This is a genomic window from Chryseobacterium koreense CCUG 49689, assembly GCF_001045435.1.
Taxonomy (GTDB): Bacteria; Bacteroidota; Bacteroidia; order Flavobacteriales; family Weeksellaceae; genus Kaistella; species Kaistella koreensis.
This window is the reverse complement of sequence record NZ_LFNG01000007.1, coordinates 14734-30534: the sequence shown is the minus strand read 5'-3', so window position 1 is coordinate 30534 and position 15801 is coordinate 14734. Positions and strand designations below refer to the sequence as shown.

The 15801-nt window shown below is 38.6% G+C and carries 13 protein-coding genes and 1 tRNA gene; 8 read left to right on the top strand and 6 right to left on the bottom strand.

Annotation, left to right across the window (positions count from 1 at the left end; genetic code table 11):
- Positions 1–125: 125 nt before the first annotated feature.
- The 6 genes from ACM44_RS06460 to rbfA all read right to left on the bottom strand — a co-directional run bounded on the left by ACM44_RS06460 (position 126) and on the right by rbfA (position 9281).
- Positions 126–3200, bottom strand: a complete 3075-nt coding sequence (locus tag ACM44_RS06460) for a WD40/YVTN/BNR-like repeat-containing protein (protein ID WP_048499297.1) — start codon at positions 3198–3200, stop codon at positions 126–128.
- A 67-nt stretch (positions 3201–3267) separates the two neighbouring features.
- Positions 3268–4002 (bottom strand): hypothetical protein, encoded by a 735-nt coding sequence (locus ACM44_RS06455; protein WP_048499215.1) that lies wholly within the window; start codon positions 4000–4002, stop codon positions 3268–3270.
- 169 nt (positions 4003–4171) lie between these two features.
- The gene (locus ACM44_RS06450; RefSeq protein WP_053215446.1) at positions 4172–6226 is read right to left on the bottom strand and encodes an endonuclease; all 2055 of its coding nucleotides are present in this window, start codon (positions 6224–6226) and stop codon (positions 4172–4174) included.
- 229 nt (positions 6227–6455) lie between these two features.
- Positions 6456–7580: an endonuclease gene (locus tag ACM44_RS06445; RefSeq protein WP_048499214.1), complete on the bottom strand. Its 1125-nt coding sequence runs from the start codon at positions 7578–7580 to the stop codon at positions 6456–6458.
- Positions 7581–7655: 75 nt separating this feature from the next.
- Complete coding sequence (locus ACM44_RS06440) at positions 7656–8870, bottom strand: ABC transporter permease (protein ID WP_048499213.1); 1215 nt, start codon at positions 8868–8870, stop codon at positions 7656–7658.
- A 48-nt stretch (positions 8871–8918) separates the two neighbouring features.
- Positions 8919–9281 (bottom strand): 30S ribosome-binding factor RbfA, encoded by a 363-nt coding sequence (rbfA, locus tag ACM44_RS06435; RefSeq protein ID WP_048499212.1) that lies wholly within the window; start codon positions 9279–9281, stop codon positions 8919–8921.
- A gap of 102 nt (positions 9282–9383) precedes the next feature.
- On the opposite strand from rbfA, the gene mce reads away from it, so the two are divergent.
- The 8 genes from mce to ACM44_RS06395 all read left to right on the top strand — a co-directional run bounded on the left by mce (position 9384) and on the right by ACM44_RS06395 (position 15800).
- Positions 9384–9782 carry a methylmalonyl-CoA epimerase gene (gene mce, locus ACM44_RS06430; RefSeq protein WP_048499211.1) on the top strand — a complete coding sequence of 133 codons (399 nt, stop codon included), beginning with the start codon at positions 9384–9386 and terminating at the stop codon, positions 9780–9782.
- A 206-nt stretch (positions 9783–9988) separates the two neighbouring features.
- A tRNA-Ile gene (locus tag ACM44_RS06425) sits at positions 9989–10062 on the top strand.
- A 118-nt stretch (positions 10063–10180) separates the two neighbouring features.
- Positions 10181–11110 carry a hypothetical protein gene (locus ACM44_RS06420; protein ID WP_152669315.1) on the top strand — a complete coding sequence of 310 codons (930 nt, stop codon included), beginning with the start codon at positions 10181–10183 and terminating at the stop codon, positions 11108–11110.
- Positions 11111–11366: 256 nt separating this feature from the next.
- On the top strand, positions 11367–11714 hold the full coding sequence (locus ACM44_RS06415; RefSeq protein WP_152669314.1) for a helix-turn-helix domain-containing protein: 348 nt from the start codon (positions 11367–11369) through the stop codon (positions 11712–11714).
- Between the two features lie 6 nt (positions 11715–11720).
- Complete coding sequence (locus tag ACM44_RS06410; RefSeq protein ID WP_048499208.1) at positions 11721–12890, top strand: VapE domain-containing protein; 1170 nt, start codon at positions 11721–11723, stop codon at positions 12888–12890.
- Between the two features lie 304 nt (positions 12891–13194).
- A complete protein-coding gene (locus tag ACM44_RS06405) occupies positions 13195–14166 on the top strand; it encodes a toprim domain-containing protein (protein WP_083993661.1) in 972 nt (323 codons plus the stop codon).
- Between the two features lie 256 nt (positions 14167–14422).
- Entirely contained in the window at positions 14423–14896 is a 474-nt protein-coding gene (locus ACM44_RS06400; RefSeq protein WP_048499294.1) for a plasmid mobilization protein, read from the top strand.
- Positions 14889–15800: a relaxase/mobilization nuclease domain-containing protein gene (locus tag ACM44_RS06395; protein WP_048499207.1), complete on the top strand. Its 912-nt coding sequence runs from the start codon at positions 14889–14891 to the stop codon at positions 15798–15800. The genes ACM44_RS06400 and ACM44_RS06395 overlap by 8 nt, the downstream gene beginning before the upstream one ends.
- The last annotated feature ends 1 nt before the right edge of the window (position 15801 follow it).

Below are 15801 nucleotides of genomic sequence, written 5' to 3'. Positions count from 1 at the left end.
GAGAAGTGAAGGAGGATCAAAAACAAAACCCGCTGACTTTATACGGTCTATGAAAACCGGAATGAGCAAAAAAGACCGGTCAAAAAGACCGGTCTTTTAAAGTTAACATCGTGGATTCTATGCTTCTAACTTTTGATAAATTCCTCCTTGGTTTTTAGGACAAATGGAATATTTTCTGATTTTGCTTGATCCTCAATTTTTTTGCGGTTTTTGGAATTAAGCTGGTCCAGTTCTTTCAGGGATTGGTCGTAAAGTTCTTTCACATTCTCGAAATTCTGAGTCTGTGCATTGGTTGGTGCCGCAAACTGATTAACTACCGAAGTGTAGAGCTCACCAAGTTTTTCCCGCAACTGGGGTTCAGCGGTACCCACATAATTATCTCCGGTGGTGACCACCATTTTTTCTTTCTGCTTCTGGAACGCATCTTTCACTTTGGTAAAGGATTTGTCTTTTTTCTCCAGCTGATCCAGTATTTTTAAGGTTTCATCCAACTCATAAACCTTGAACGCCAAATTTTCGTTCATATCAAAAAGAATTTGGGACAATTCGGCCTGTCTTTTTCGGTCATCGGCGCTAATTTTGCTTTTCGGATCGTTTTTGACTACAATGTTTTTGATATAGGTTTCTTTGTCTTTCGTCATGACGATTTTGTAGTTTCCTGCATTCACTTTCGGTGAATTGAAGCCGGCAAAAGAGATGGTTTTGGCAGCTGCAATTTTAGGAAACTTCGTGCTGTAATTCCAGTGTACCACATTGATTCCTTTTTGTTTTCCCGGTGAAAGAGTAGTCACTTTTTTTCCATCCATGTCCTGAACCTCGATAGCCATCTTTCCTAAAACATGGCGTTTCTTAAGATAGTAGGTGATTTTTGCATCGGTAGAAGGGTTTTCACCTACAAATTCCAATTCGGACGCATTGCCGCCATAACTGGAGTTTTCTTCGATAACCGCATCCGGTGTTTCAAAAAAATGGACGTCTTTGGCCAAAACTTCCGGAGTAATTTGCCTCAATACAGAAATATCGTCCAAGATGACGATTCCACGACCGTGGGTTGCCATCACCAAATCGTTTGTTTTGGGGTGGAGATCGATATAGTGAACCGCCACATTGGGCATGTTGTTCGTGAAATGTGACCAGTTTTTTCCACCATCCACGGTGATGAAAAGACCTTTTTCGGTTCCAAGGAAAAGCAAATTCTCATTCTTGAAATCCTCTTGCAGGTTTCTGGCAAATCCTTTGATATCCGAAGTTGCAATCGAAGTCCATGTCTTGCCGAAGTCTTTCGTTTTATAGACATATGGATTATAATCTCCGGTGGTGTGTCCGTCAAAAACTGCATAAGCGGTACCATCAGCGAATGAACTTGCCTCAATATGGTAAACCCAGGTGTTTTTCGGAAGGTTTGGAATATTCGGAGTCACATTGCTCCAGGTTTGACCTCCATCTTTGGTGACCTGCACGTTTCCATCATCAGTTCCTACCCAGATTATTTTTTCATTTTTAGGAGATTCGGCGACGGTGAAAATGGTGCAATGGTTTTCTGCACCTGAATTGTCTTTTGACAGTCCTCCGGAATTTTCCTGATTCTGCTTCGCCTTATTGTTGGTGGTCAAATCCGGGGAAATCTTCACCCAGGTTTTTCCCATGTCCTCGGATTTGTGCAGGAACTGGCTTCCTGCAAAAAAACGGTCCGGTTGATGCAAACTCGCTAGAATAGGTGCATTCCAGTTGAAGCGCAGTTTCGGATCGCCTTTCACCGGCAGTGGCTGCACGGTCACGATTTCCTTGGTATCGATGTTATAACGCCAAATGTTTTCCGCACCCTGCATTTCGCTGTAGATAATGTTTTTTGTGGGGTGTTTCACTACTCGAAAACCGTCTCCATATCCCACCCGGTGCCAATCACGTGATTCGATTCCGCCGTCACCTTTTGAGGGTCCATACCAGGAACCATTGTCTTGCAATCCGCCATAAATATTATAAGGCTCTTTGTTATCCAAACTTACGTGATAATATTGGGAAACCGGCAAACTTCTCACGATATCCATGGTGTTTCCTCCGTCCCATGAACGGTAAACCCCGCCATCAGTTCCCACGTAAATCCTTTCGCTATCCAAATTGTCAAAAGTAATATCGTGGATGTCGCCATGCATTGCACCAAGGTTTTTGAAGGTTTTCCCTCCGTCTCTGCTGATTGAACCGAAAAGTCCGCCTTTCGCCACCACATCAGCATTTTTGGGATCTACTACAATTCTTGAAAAATAAAATGGTCGTACCACCAAACCGAAATCGCTGTTGAGATGTTTCCATGAGTTTCCGCCGTCTTCTGAGCGATAGAGTCCACTGGTTTCGGGTTTCTCTGCCTCTAACACGGAATAAAGTATATTTGGATTGGAAGGAGCCACCGCAATTGCGATTCTGCCCAATTTGCCAGAGGGAAATCCATTGTGAATTTTTTTCCAGTTTTTGCCGCCATCCGTGGATTTGTAGAGCGCAGATTTTTCCCCGCCGGAATTGAAGGACCACGCAGTTCTTCTGAATTCCCAAAAACTCGCATACATGGTATCCGGGTTTTTTGGATCGATGGTCAAATCCGAGCATCCGGTTTTATTATCTATGCCAAATATTTTTTGCCAGGTTTTACCGCCATCGGATGTTTTGTAAATTCCGCGTTCGTCGCTATCTGACCAAAGCGATCCCAAAACACCGACCCAAACTTCGTCGCTGTTTTTTGGATTGATGATGATGGAGGAGATGCGGTCTGATTTTTCAAGCCCCATATTTTTCCAGGTTTGCCCACCATCGACAGATTTATAGATTCCATCACCAATAGAAACGCTGTTTCTGGTCCAGGTTTCGCCAGAACCCACCCAGATATTCTGGTCAGGTTTTGACGGGTCTATCGCCACAGTTCCGATGGATTGGATGTGGTCCTCATCAAAAACGGGAGTAAAGGAAGCTCCTCCATTGGTGGATTTCCAGACTCCGCCTCCCGCTGTTCCCACATAGAGAATTTTATTGTTGGTTGGGTGCATTTCCAGGTCTGTAATTCTGCCGCTCATCAAAGCTGGTCCAATGTGCCTTGCTTTGAGATCGCCAAATAATTCCTTTCCTTTCAGGGAGATTCCGGTTTCTCCCTGCGAAAAAAAGGAGACTGGAAAAGTCAGCGAAATTGCTAATGCTAATTTGATAATTTTCATTCTGTTAAGTTTTATTTTAAAAAAAAGCCACAGCGATTGCCGTGGCATCATGGATTTGTTTAAAAAATTACTGCATTGGAAATGCGAATATTTTCTTGTCAATGGTCGGATTCATGGTAATTTTGTTCACCTTCAATTCCTGCCCCATCATTTGAAGTGAGAATGGGAAATAAATGCCGTCCACTTCCTGGTAATCGCTCATTTTGGAGATGGATTTCTGTCCCTTCATGGGTCCTTCTTGGATTTCTGCTTCGGTTACAATCGGTAGATTGCTGTCCACATCGAAATAGTAAAAGGAAATGTTTTCCTGCGGCTGTCCCTGTACTTTGATTGGTTTTTTTGTCAGTTTGATTTTGTAGGCATCTGCTCCGTCTTTGGTTTCTTTGCCTAAATATTCAATTTTATATCCTTTGGCTTTATAATTAAAAAAAGGATCCGGAAAGTCTATATTCTGCTTCATGTTTTCAGTAGTCTCTGCATCTGCTTTTTCCGCTTTCATGGTCATGAAATTGGTGGACCACATTTCTTTTCCGTCAAAAGCTATCTGCGTAATTTCCTTTCCCTGAAGGTTAATGTTCATCAGCATTTCTCCATTTTTCGCGGAGAGTAGGGAAACCGGAATTTCCATTCCCTGTGCTTTTGCCACCATATCCATTTTTAAGCCTTCCAGCTTGCTCAGTTTTTTTCCCGGGTCAATGGTCTCCAGGTATTTGCTCACGATTTCATCAGCAGTTTGACCATAACTGTACACCGAAGCAGTGGAAATCATTGCGATGCTTAAAATTGTCTTGAAAATTTTCATATTCTTTTTTTAAAATTATGGGATTAAAGATATAAAAAAATCAAATTTGTTGAAAAAAATATTCTAGTCCAGAAATCAAGTGAACGCAAGATGGTATTTGGCGGGATGATCCAAAGAAAAAGACCGTCGCAAAACGGTCTTTTAAAATTTTTGTTTAAAATTGAATGGGTTAATCCACCATAAATTTAGCAGTTGATGTGCCCGCTTTTAGTACATAGACTCCCTTCGGCAAGTTTTTCAAGAAAACCTTATTGGAATTTTTGAAAGGTTGGGCAATGGTCTGCACCAGTTTTCCGCTGAAATCAAAAATATATGCGTTCTCAACCAGGTTCAAGTCTTTTCCTGAAACGTTTAGTTCACCGTTTTTGACGGGATTTGGATAAACGGAAAATGTGCTTTTTGAAGATCCATTTTCATTTGTTCCCATTAAAACATAGCAGGTCCAGCTGATATCGTCGATTGCGACACGGTTTGAAGTCGCTCCGTTTTGCTGCAGACGGATTTCCACTGTTCCAGGAGTATTGATGCCGGTGATGGTAGTGGTTATCGGTGCCGAACCAGCGGCGCCATACGGGATTGTTTTTCCGGTATCTACGTCATTCACAAACAGTTTCAGTGTTCCGGCGCTTCCTGAATATTTCAGCTGGGTAGTGACCGTCAATTCACCGATTCCGTTTGGCACAGAAAGTGCGGTCAGTGACCCATTTCTAATGGTCAATGCTTTTCCGTTGATGGTTTCGTCGGTTCTGGAATCTTCAGAAGTCCATGAAATTCCATTGCTTACCCAATTATAAGTGGAGTATTGGTTTGGCACGACAAGCAGATTGTCAAAATGTTCGTTGCCACAAGTAGTTCCCACAGCAAGAGTAGTTGCCGATACCTGATTACTTTGTGGAGAGATATTTCCTACCGCATCTTTTGCCACCACATAAATCGAGTAGGTGGTTGTAGGATTTAAATTGGAAATATTTGTCGAAACGGCGCTTGTGGAACCCATCAAAACATCATTAGCATAAATGTCATAAGAATCCACCCCTATATTATCTGTAGCCGCGGTCCATTCCACTGCAATATTATTTGATCCTACTGAAACTACTGAAAGATTAGTTGGCGCAGTTGGTGCAATGCTATCCGTTAAAGTAGTTCCCACTGCATTATTACTTTGAGGGGAAAGGTTTCCGGCGGCATCGGATGCCACTACATAGAATGTATATGTTGTTCCCTGGTTCAATCCTGTAACTGTAGCAGATGTGGAAATAGAGTTGGTCTTGAAACTGCCATTCACATATATTTTATACGAAGTCACCGCAACGTTGTCTGTGGAAGCATTCCACGTCAAACTTGCAGATGCGGTGGAAGTGGAAATTACCGCCAAATTGGATGGAGCTGTGGGAGCTTGGGTATCGGTGACTGCAGTTCCCCAAATGGCTTGAACCCACTCTGGATGGTCAATGAACGGGTTTCTGTTTTTCTGGAAAACGAAAGCCGCATTATTTCGCTCGATTTCTGAAGGCGAAACAGGATCTTGTATCGACCACTGCAAAAGAACGTCTCTCTCCCAAGTTTGAAGCCCCGGAAATGCCGAACCGCCCAACATGTTACCGGTTGAAAATCCCGCAAGCTGAGTTTCATATCGGGTTACGAAATAGAAAATCATTCTCGCGATATCACCTTTGAATTCATCGATCGGCTCACAAACAGTTCCACTGTATCCTGGGGAAACACTTGGTCCCACTTTAGTTCCATTTTTTGAAAGGAAGGCGGGGCTCGCAACTGCACCGTACGGATAATTGCTCCTCATTCCGTTTACTTTTCCGTCTGTTGGACGAATGTGGTGAATATCTGAAACCATCGGTGCTTTTGAATTGAAAAAACTTTGTGGAACCACGTGCTCTCTATTGTAGCAATCTCCTTCCACGCTGTAATTTCCACATTTTTTTTGTCCGTGTACATATTTGTAAGGATCAGCGGCATTGGGTCTTTCGGAATACATATCCAGCACCGAGCCGTCATTTTCATAGAAATGATCTGAATCTGTGGTTGGATATCCGTTGTAGAGCCCATCGTAGCCATTGTCTTTGTGACCGGCAGTGATGATTGCGTTAAGTTTTGTTTTCAGGGCAGCTCCTGTCAAACCTGCAGTTCCATTATAATATCCTGCTGGTTCCTGGGCAAATCCAAGAGAAAAGAGCAATGCCAAAATAATTGTAGTAAAATTCTTCATATCTAAATAAAAATTGGGACGGCAAAGTTACTCAAAAAAGGAAATCCATAATCTTATTTTTCCTCTTTTGCTTAAAATTTAACATAATTGCTAAGCCAATAAAATCTAATTAGAAAAAAATCGAATTAAGAAAATGAATCGTAATCACTATTTCAGCAGTTTTTCCATAGCGTTAAAATAAAAAAACCACCGTTCCACGATGGTTTTGAATACTGTTATTAATTTGAATCTACTGCACGATTAACTTGGCAGATTGCTTGGTATCAGTTCGCAAAATATAGGTTCCCTTCTCCAAATTATTCAGCTGAATGGTTTTAGAGGCTTTGAAATTTTGGTTAATGGTTTGAACCAGCCTTCCATCCAATGAGTAAATTTCCACAGATTTCACTTCATCCAAACCATAACCTGCCAGATGCGTGATTTGATTTTTAACCGGGTTTGGATAGACGGAAATCGACCTGTTCAAAGCAGCGGTTTCACTTGTTGACATGGTGGAAGTCCAGATCATATTTACCCATTCCGGGTGGTCAATAAAAGGATTCCGGTTTTTTTGTCTGTTATAGACTGCATTATTTCGCGCAATCTCTCTTGGCGAAACGGGATCTTGTGCTGCCCATTTCAGAAGCAGATTGATATACCACTGCTTAAAGCCTCTGTTTACAGTTCCGTCCAAAGGACTGGATGCAGTTTGGTACGGTGTAAAAGTGGTGAGTCTGTCTTCATATCGGGTCACAAAGAAAAGCTGCATTCTTGCGATATCACCTTTGAATTCATCGATCGGTTCGAAAATTGTGCCTGCATATCCAGGAAATGAACAGCTTCCCACTTTAGTTCCATTGGTGGAAGTCCAGGTTGGAGTAGAGGTTTCACCATAAGGATAATTGGAGCGCATGCTGTTGACATAGTAATCACTCGGAATCACGAAGTGAGCGTCATTTGCCATTGGAACTGCATTCTGGCCGCCGAAATAGGTTTTCGGCAAAGTATGTTCCCTATTGTAGCATGAATTTTCGTGGTTAGCACCATTTCCACATTGGTTTCCGCCTACAGAGGCTTGTCCCCAAATATATTCGTAGGCATCAGGTCCGTTTGGGTTTTCAGAATACATATCCAGAATGGTCCCGTTGTTTTCATAAAAATAGTCCCTGTCAGAAGTCTGATAAGTCAGCCATAAACCGCCAGTTCCACTGCCGTAACCTAAATCCAAAGCTCCGTTTGAAATGATTTCATTGAGCTTTGTCTTTAAGGCATAGCCGGTTAATCCCGCCGTTGCATCATAATAACCTGGTGGAATTTGCGCAAAAGTAATTGCAGCAGTTAAAATACCGATTATTAAGGTAATTTTCTTTTTCATTGATAAATAATTATTTATGCAGCAAATTTAGAGAAAAAAGAATTGCGGCAAATTTGGATTCCGGTTAAAATTTCCTTAAATATTTTTAAGGTAAGACTTATTAACTCGGGAAAATATCCAGGAAATTCCCACGCCAAATAAAGCGGCAGTAGAAGCCACAATCAGGTAATTGGCCAGCCTGATTCTCACAGGGAAAGGAAGGTCTGTGTTCGCTCCGGCCTTGAAAATGCCGGTTTCAAGCTGAAAATAGCTGATTGCTGTTCCCAACACCAATCCACAAATGATTCCGAAAGTCACGATTAGAATTCCGGTGAAAAAGTAGATGTTTCTGAGCGATTTCAAGTTCATTCCCAAGGAAACCAGCGATTTTGCCTGCTCTTTTTTGTCGAGTTGCAGTATAATGATCGCTCCCGCCAAATTGAACGTGGTGATGAAAATGACCAAAGCGAAAATCAGGTAGATAAAAAATTTTTCGGTATTGATCATCTTCCAAAAAGCAGCGTTTTCTTCACTTTTCGTCTTCAAATCGTATTTGCTTCCCAGCTGAGAGGAAAGTTTTGATTTGACGAGATCCGCATTTTCTGGATTTTTAAGCTTAATGACGATCTGGTAAGCTGATTTTTTTGGCAGGTTCAGAAGTTCCTGCGCCAGTTCCAGCGGAGAAATGATGGCATTGTCGAGTTGGTCATTACCCGGAAAAACTCCGGAAACAAAAATCTCCTTTTTATTAAAGATATCCTCTTCCTTGCTGATGATTCCGGTTCCCGGTTTTGGCATCATCAATACTGCCGCCGTTTGTCCATCGCCACCAATCGGGATTGCGAGCCGGTTATCGAGCTTGTTTTCCATCAGTACCTCATTGGAATATTTATAGGATGGATAAGCTCCGTAAAAAATATTTTTTTGAATAGGATTCACAAAAATATAGGCGGAATCCACACTTCGAAGGTTAGCAATATCGCCGTTTTCCTGGAAATTGATATATACTTTTTCCTCAATTACCTTCGAATAATGGGCGACATCCTGATTTTTGTCTAAGATCTTGGTAACCTGATCAATGTCTGGAAGTGTTTTTCCCTGCTTGCTTTTTATGGTGATATCCGCATGCAGATTTGCGATCAGATCCTGATTAAGGTCTTCCAATCCTGAAAAAACCGAAATGATGATGAACATAGCAGTGACCGCAACCATCATCGCCAAAGCGGCAAGCCACGTGATGAACGTAACTGCTGTGCTTCCTTTTTTGGCAACAAGGTAACGCGAAGCGATATAAAATGCGGTGTTCTTCAAATCAATTTTATGGATACAGAATGGAAGGAGAATCCTCCTTGTAATCAGTTACAAAACAGGATTGTCGCCTTCGCCACGCAATTCTTTTTCAATTCTTTCCACATCGTCGAGCGAAGTGTCTAGATAAAATTGCAGTTCCGGAATAATTCTCACCTGTTTCGCCATTTTCTGTCCGATAAAGTTTCGGTAATGGGATTTGTTTTCCTCGATTTCGGTCATGATCTGCTTTCGGAAATCCTGTGGGAAAATGCTCAGGTAAATTTTTGCGATACTCAAATCTGCGGTCACTTTCACTTCTGAAACACTCACCAAAAAGCTCTGTTTGCTTTCGGCTGCCTGTTTCCGGAATAATTCCGCAAAATCTTCGTGTATAATCTGTGCGACTTTTCTTTGTCTGTTGCTTTCGTTCATGCCGCAAATTTAGTATTTTTGTGTGAATGTTGGAAGTTTGGGAACTATAGTGCTTAGATCCAAATTTTATTACCTTATGTCATTAATCCTTAAAAACCGTTTATGAAAATAGAACACCTGGGAATAGCGGTGAAATCTTTGCAAGATTCCGACCACCTGTTCCAAAAGCTTTTATCAAAACAAAATTACAAGCACGAATCCGTGGAAAGGGAAGGAGTGACCACCTCCTTCTACAATGTGGGCGAAAGCAAAATCGAACTTTTGGAGGCCACCAATCCTGAAAGTCCGATTGCCAAGTTCATTGAAAAAAGAGGGGAGGGAATTCATCACATCGCATTTGGGGTTGATAATATTTATGACGAAATAGCCCGCTTAAAAGCATTAGGATTCATTTTTATTTCCGAAGAACCAAAAGAAGGAGCCGACAACAAACTGGTCGTATTTCTTCACCCAAAGTCCACAAATGGCGTTTTGGTGGAACTTTGTCAGGAAAACTCATAATTATTTTTTGTGTTAAGGGAAAAAGCCTTATTTTTGCACACCAATTGGAAAAAGTAGTGTAATGCATTACTGTTTCAGGCCTTGTAACTCAGTTGGTTAGAGTAACTGACTCATAATCAGTAGCCCGAAGCCATTTTGAAGGGAAAAACGAGGTTAAAAAAAGAGGAAACAAATTTTTAGAATTTTTTAGATATAAAAATTCATAAGGCCCTATAACTCAGTTGGTTAGAGTAGATGACTCATAATCATCAAGTCCTTGGTTCGAGCCCAAGTGGGGCCACTTTTTAAGGGATTTTGCAGCAATGTAAAATCCCTTCTTTTTTATTTTGACGAACATTTGACGAACATTTGAATTTTATTTCTCCATATATTAGCATTATAATACTTTAGTAAAAAAAATGGACACCTTTTATTTAGTTGTTTATATAGTCGTTTTAATCCTTAACATAATTTTCCCATTATATTTATTAGGAAGAATGTGGTTTGCGCTAAGTCCATTTGTCATTAATCTATATTTTTCAGAGAAGAAGAGTTGGTATAATGACTGGAATAGCACTCGTTTTATTATTGTATTTACATTATTCGTAATTTCATTTGGGATTTCTTTTTTGTGGGGTTTACCCCTTTTAGAAAAAATCAAATTTGGAGATATTGATATTACATCGATTTTTTTCTACATTTTTTTACAGAGTTTGTGCTTCGTTCTTTTAGAAGGAAAGATGGATCATTCTTTCAAACCATATGCTGCCTATAAAAAGTTTCATAAAGAAAAATATGCCGAGCGTTTTGTTTTCACAAAGAAAATTGGAACAAAAGAGACTATCTTGCTACAATCCAAAAAGATTACGGAAGAAATAAAAAACTCAAAACAAAGTTTATCAGAGGAAATACTTCAACATAAAAACGTCAGTGAAGAAATTCATCATTTGGCTACCGAAAACAATCAACTATTAAAAACTTCAGATTTCAATTTTGAAATTCGGAATACTGCTAATTTGATTTTGGCGGATGTGATGGAAGATTATTTTATTAGCAAAGATTCTGAGGAAAATCTCTCAAATTTTTTGCTTAGAAAAAGAAAGAGTGGTAAAATAATCTTTACAAAAACTGCAAGAAATGGCGTGAGTGTTCAACCAATTTTAGACTTCTTTTCAAAATATACAGATTTGATTGAAAAGTGCAAGAACGAAGAAATTAATGAAGAAAAAATAACTACACAAGTGGAAGCCATAAAAATCATCAATGAAATTGTTTTGGCAAATGATAAGCACGGAAATCCTGTAGAAATTCCAATAAATAGCAAAAACTTTTCAAAATACCTTTCTTAGTTGACTTTTTTGTTGAAAATTTCATCAAAATTCATTCGAGCTCAAAAATTTCTCATAAATTATCTTGTTGATTATCAGTTTTATAAACACGACATTTTTTCGTGTTTAGTTCAAACCATTCTAAAACATCATAAAGAATAAAGTGCTCCTATAAGTTCAATTCTTTATTTTACTTTATTTTACAAAAAACTTTTTTAGTCGCTTTTAGGTGGCGTTTCCTTCCTAGAATATCTTGGTCACAACAAAATTCAACAATATGAAAGACCAAGAAAGACTACAGTTACTTGAAGCCCAAGTTTCAGTCCTAGTTAGTTCCCAAAAGGAATTTACATCCAAAGCGCTACAACTTCTAGCTCTTAGTGCAAAGACCATTTACTCCAAAGAAGAAGCCGCATTGTTTCTAAATCTTGACCCCGATTATCTCTATCAATTGAAGTTTCACGGAAAGTTGAAAGCGTATAAAAAGAAAGGGCAAAAGAAAATTTATTTCCGGAAAGAAGATTTGGAAGAATATCTCATTTCCAATAGTGCATCGGAGGATATCGAAGATAGTAATGACTACGATGATTTTGAGGGAGATATTTTAGAAAAGTGGAAAAAATAATTGATTATGAATTCGCAAGAAGAACTCTATCAAAGCAGTAAAGGTTCGGTCACGGTTTTCGACAAAATAATAAAATATATCGGAAAGAAATACCACCTCCGCTTCAACGAAATCGCCTTGGAATTCGAGATAAAGACAGATAAGGGCGATTGGACTGAGTTGAACTTGAACTCGCTGTACATCGAACTTACTCAGGCGGGAATCAACATCGCTTTCAACAAACTTGAAATACTGATGCGAAGCCATTTGATTACGGTATTCAATCCATTCGAGAACTACTTTCAAAACCTTGAAAAATGGGATGGCGAAAACCATATCCAAAGATTGACAAGTTTTGTCAAGACAACAGATACGGAATCTTTCCAAATCCATTTTGAAAAATGGTTGGCAAGGTCAGTGTTGTGTGCATTGAAAAGAGGATACATCAACAAACAATGCTTCGTCCTTTACAATACCAAGCAAAACAGTGGAAAGACAAGTTTTTTGAGGTTTCTGATTCCACCAAGTTTGGAGAAATATTATACCGAAGATATTGGCGTTGACAAGGACGGACTCATTGCGCTCTGCAAAAACTTCATCATCAATATCGATGAACTTTCGGTGATGTCCAAAACTGATGTCAATATTTTAAAAGCATTTATTTCGAAGAATACGGTGAATGCAAGATTACCTTACGATAGAAAATCATCATTGATGTACCGAACTTCTTCATTTTGTGGTTCAACCAACCGTTCCGATTTCTTGACCGATGAAACAGGAAGTGTTCGATGGATCATTTTTGAAGTCTTGGAAATTGATTTTAATTATTCCAAAGAAATCAACATCAACCAAGTTTGGGCTCAAGCGTATCATAATGCTTTTGAAAGGAAAGATTACAATCCCGAACTCACCGCAGAGGATTTAATTGAGAATGAAAAACGAAACGAAAAATTCAAGCAAATAACGCTTGAACAGGAAATCCTCATCACACACTTTGAAAAATCAGAAAACAAAAACGATTTCCTCACCGCAACCGAAATTATGCTTGCAATGAGCAATGCTTTGGGCGTTCGGATGAACAATGTCAAAATCGGAAAAGCATTGACCGCTTTAAACTTTGAAAGGATCAAGCATTCCAAAAAGCAGGTTTACGGCTATTTAATCAAACGGAAAATTGAGGATGAAAAAAATGAATGAAAAAATAATTAAAAATCCTCCTACCTAATTACCTGCTTACCTAAAACAACTTGAAACCATTATGAATAAACACTTTTATAACAGGTAAGAATTGATGATTAGACTTACCTAAAGTTACCTAAGTATAAAAGAATAATAATTAGAAAATATTTAAAAAAAAGCAGGTAGAAAGGTAAGTCGAGGTAAGTCAAGAAAATCACTCTCAACACTTTCTGCTAAAGGCCTAGGTAAGAAGGTAGGTAAAAACACCAAAAAATTTTATAAAACAAAACACAAAAATCCCAAAACCAAAAAACACACTATTATGAATTGTAAACAAGCCAACGAAAATATCAGCATCAGGGAAATATTGGAGAGTTTTTCTCTTTTCCCGAGCAAAGACAACCGTAAAAGCGCCTTTTATTATGCCTTCGACCGAAAGGAAAGAACACCAAGTTTGGTGGTAAACTTTAACCAAAACACTGCATTCGATTTCGGAACAGGAATGAAATACGATAATGTTTCCTTGGTTCAGGGAATTAAAAAATGCTTGGTTTCCGAAGCATTGGAATATCTGAAAAGATTTGATTATTCACTTCCGACAAAACTGGAAATTGAAACCAATAATTTCAAACCAAAATCAGGATATCAGATTTTAGAAATCAGAGAAGTCGAACATCCAAGCTTGATTGAATATTTAAAATCAAGAAAACTCGATTCCCTGAAATCCGAACTCAAAGAAATCCATTATGAATTGAACGGAAAGAATTATTTCGGTTTGGGATTCAAAAATGATTCGGACGGATATGAGATTAGGAATCCCTACATCAAACTTTGTCTTGGTAAAAAAGACCTCACTTCAGTAAATAATCACTCCAAAACTTTAAGAATTTTTGAAGGGTTTTCAGATTATCTGTCGTTCAAAATTTTGGAAAAATCACTCGAAAAAGAATCTTCGGATTACATCATTTTGAATTCGGTTTCGATGATTTCCAAAGTCAAAAATCAATTCGAAAACTATCAACAAATTGAACTCTATTTGGACAATGACAGAACGGGAGATTCCGTAACTGAGATTCTAAAAAAGGAAAATTCCAATGTTTCTGACGAACGGATTTTATTTAAAAATCACAAAGACTTAAATGAGTTTTTAATCAGTGGGAACCTGCGTAAAACAGATACAGGTGGCATGCTCAAAATAGATACAGGTATAGAGGAAACAGACCTGCGTAAAATAGATACAGGTGTCGAAAGTGAAGAGGTGGGTAAAATAACTACACGCAAAATCGGCAGATAGTTAGTGCAAAAAGTACCCAATGTTTACAATAAGCGTGTCCGCTCATCGTAAAATTGGAACATTTTGGTTTTCTCCTATCGTCGAAAACTTTAAAACAGAACGCTGATTTAGAAAAAATTGAGACAAAATTTCAGTTGAAATTCAGCGAAATTTTCAATTGAATTTCAAAGAAAATCTCAATCAAAAATCAGACAAAATTCAAAAAATATTAACGGCAAAAAATAGAAATTTTTGCTTCAGAAAAGAAAAAAATCAAATGGAAAACGATCAATTAAGACAATTTGTACAGCAAATTTCAAGAGAACAGGAAAAGAAAACTGCACAGGAAAAACGAAGAAATTACTTCAAGGAAATTGGCAGAAAAGGAGGTTTAAAGAAGAAGATGTCCAACCAATTTACTAAAGTGGTTTCGACGAGATTGACGCAGAAAGAATTTGAGGAAGTAGAACAAAAAGCAAAACGATCTAAACTTCCACTTTCAAAATACTTTCGATTTCTGATCACCGAAAAAGAACTCAGAATTAATGAATTTAAGGAAGATGAAACTTTACTCGGATACGGAAATAATTTCATCAGAATCAAAAATTTATTGCGTCATCGGGAGTTTTCACAGTTGGATCATACAAAAGTGATTTTGAAAAAAATTAAAGAGGTGACGAAATTAATCCACGATTATCTCTACAATAAGATGAATGCGAGAGCACAAGAGAATCTTCAAGAAGATGAATAACAGTGCAACCACAAGACGAATTTCCAAAATCGCTGTGGAATACAACGGAAACGATAAAGGAACAGCGGAAATGGTTTACAGCAACAATCTTTTGAGCGAGGATCCCGAACTACAGTTCAAGGAAATGAAAGCCGTCGCCAACCGAAATAAGAATGTGAAGAATTGGGCTTTGACGGGATATATTTCTCCCGAAAAATCCATTGGGGACAAATTGACAAATGAAGAACTGATCGATTTGGCATTAAAAGCATTAAGAAAAGTCGGAGTTACGGATGATAACCAAATTCGTTTGGATATTCATTCTTCCACGAAGCAAAAACACATTCATTTCATTGTGAATCGAGTAAATACTTTTGGCGAGAACACGATTATCGCACATAAAATCGGAGAAATTTTTGGAAAGGCAGTCCGTGAAGTTTGTCAGGAACTGAATCTGAGAACGGACATCGAGATTGGAAAAGAGAAGAAACAGATGATGTATTACGCTTTGACAAACTCTTTGAAATATGCCAAAAACTTCGATGATCTAATGATGAAAATGCATCTGAAAGGTTATCGAGTAACACTTTCTCAAAATGTGAAAGACGGAATTTCGGGAATGCGGATTGTGCGATATGAAGACATCAATCACCAAACCGAACGACAATACAAACCCGGCTACAAACTCTCAGAAATTACCAACAAACTGAAAATTGCGGACATCAAATCGATTTTGGAATCGAATTATCAGAGAAACGAAATCATTCAAGAAAAAATGAATCAGATGCATAAAGAAAATGAAATTGAAACTTCGAAATCCGCAGTATCAAAGGAAATCGGAAAAACCATCGATGAATTCTTGAAACCAACTTATACCGCTCCCGACGACGAATTATTAAAACGCAAAAAAAGAAAATTTAGATAAA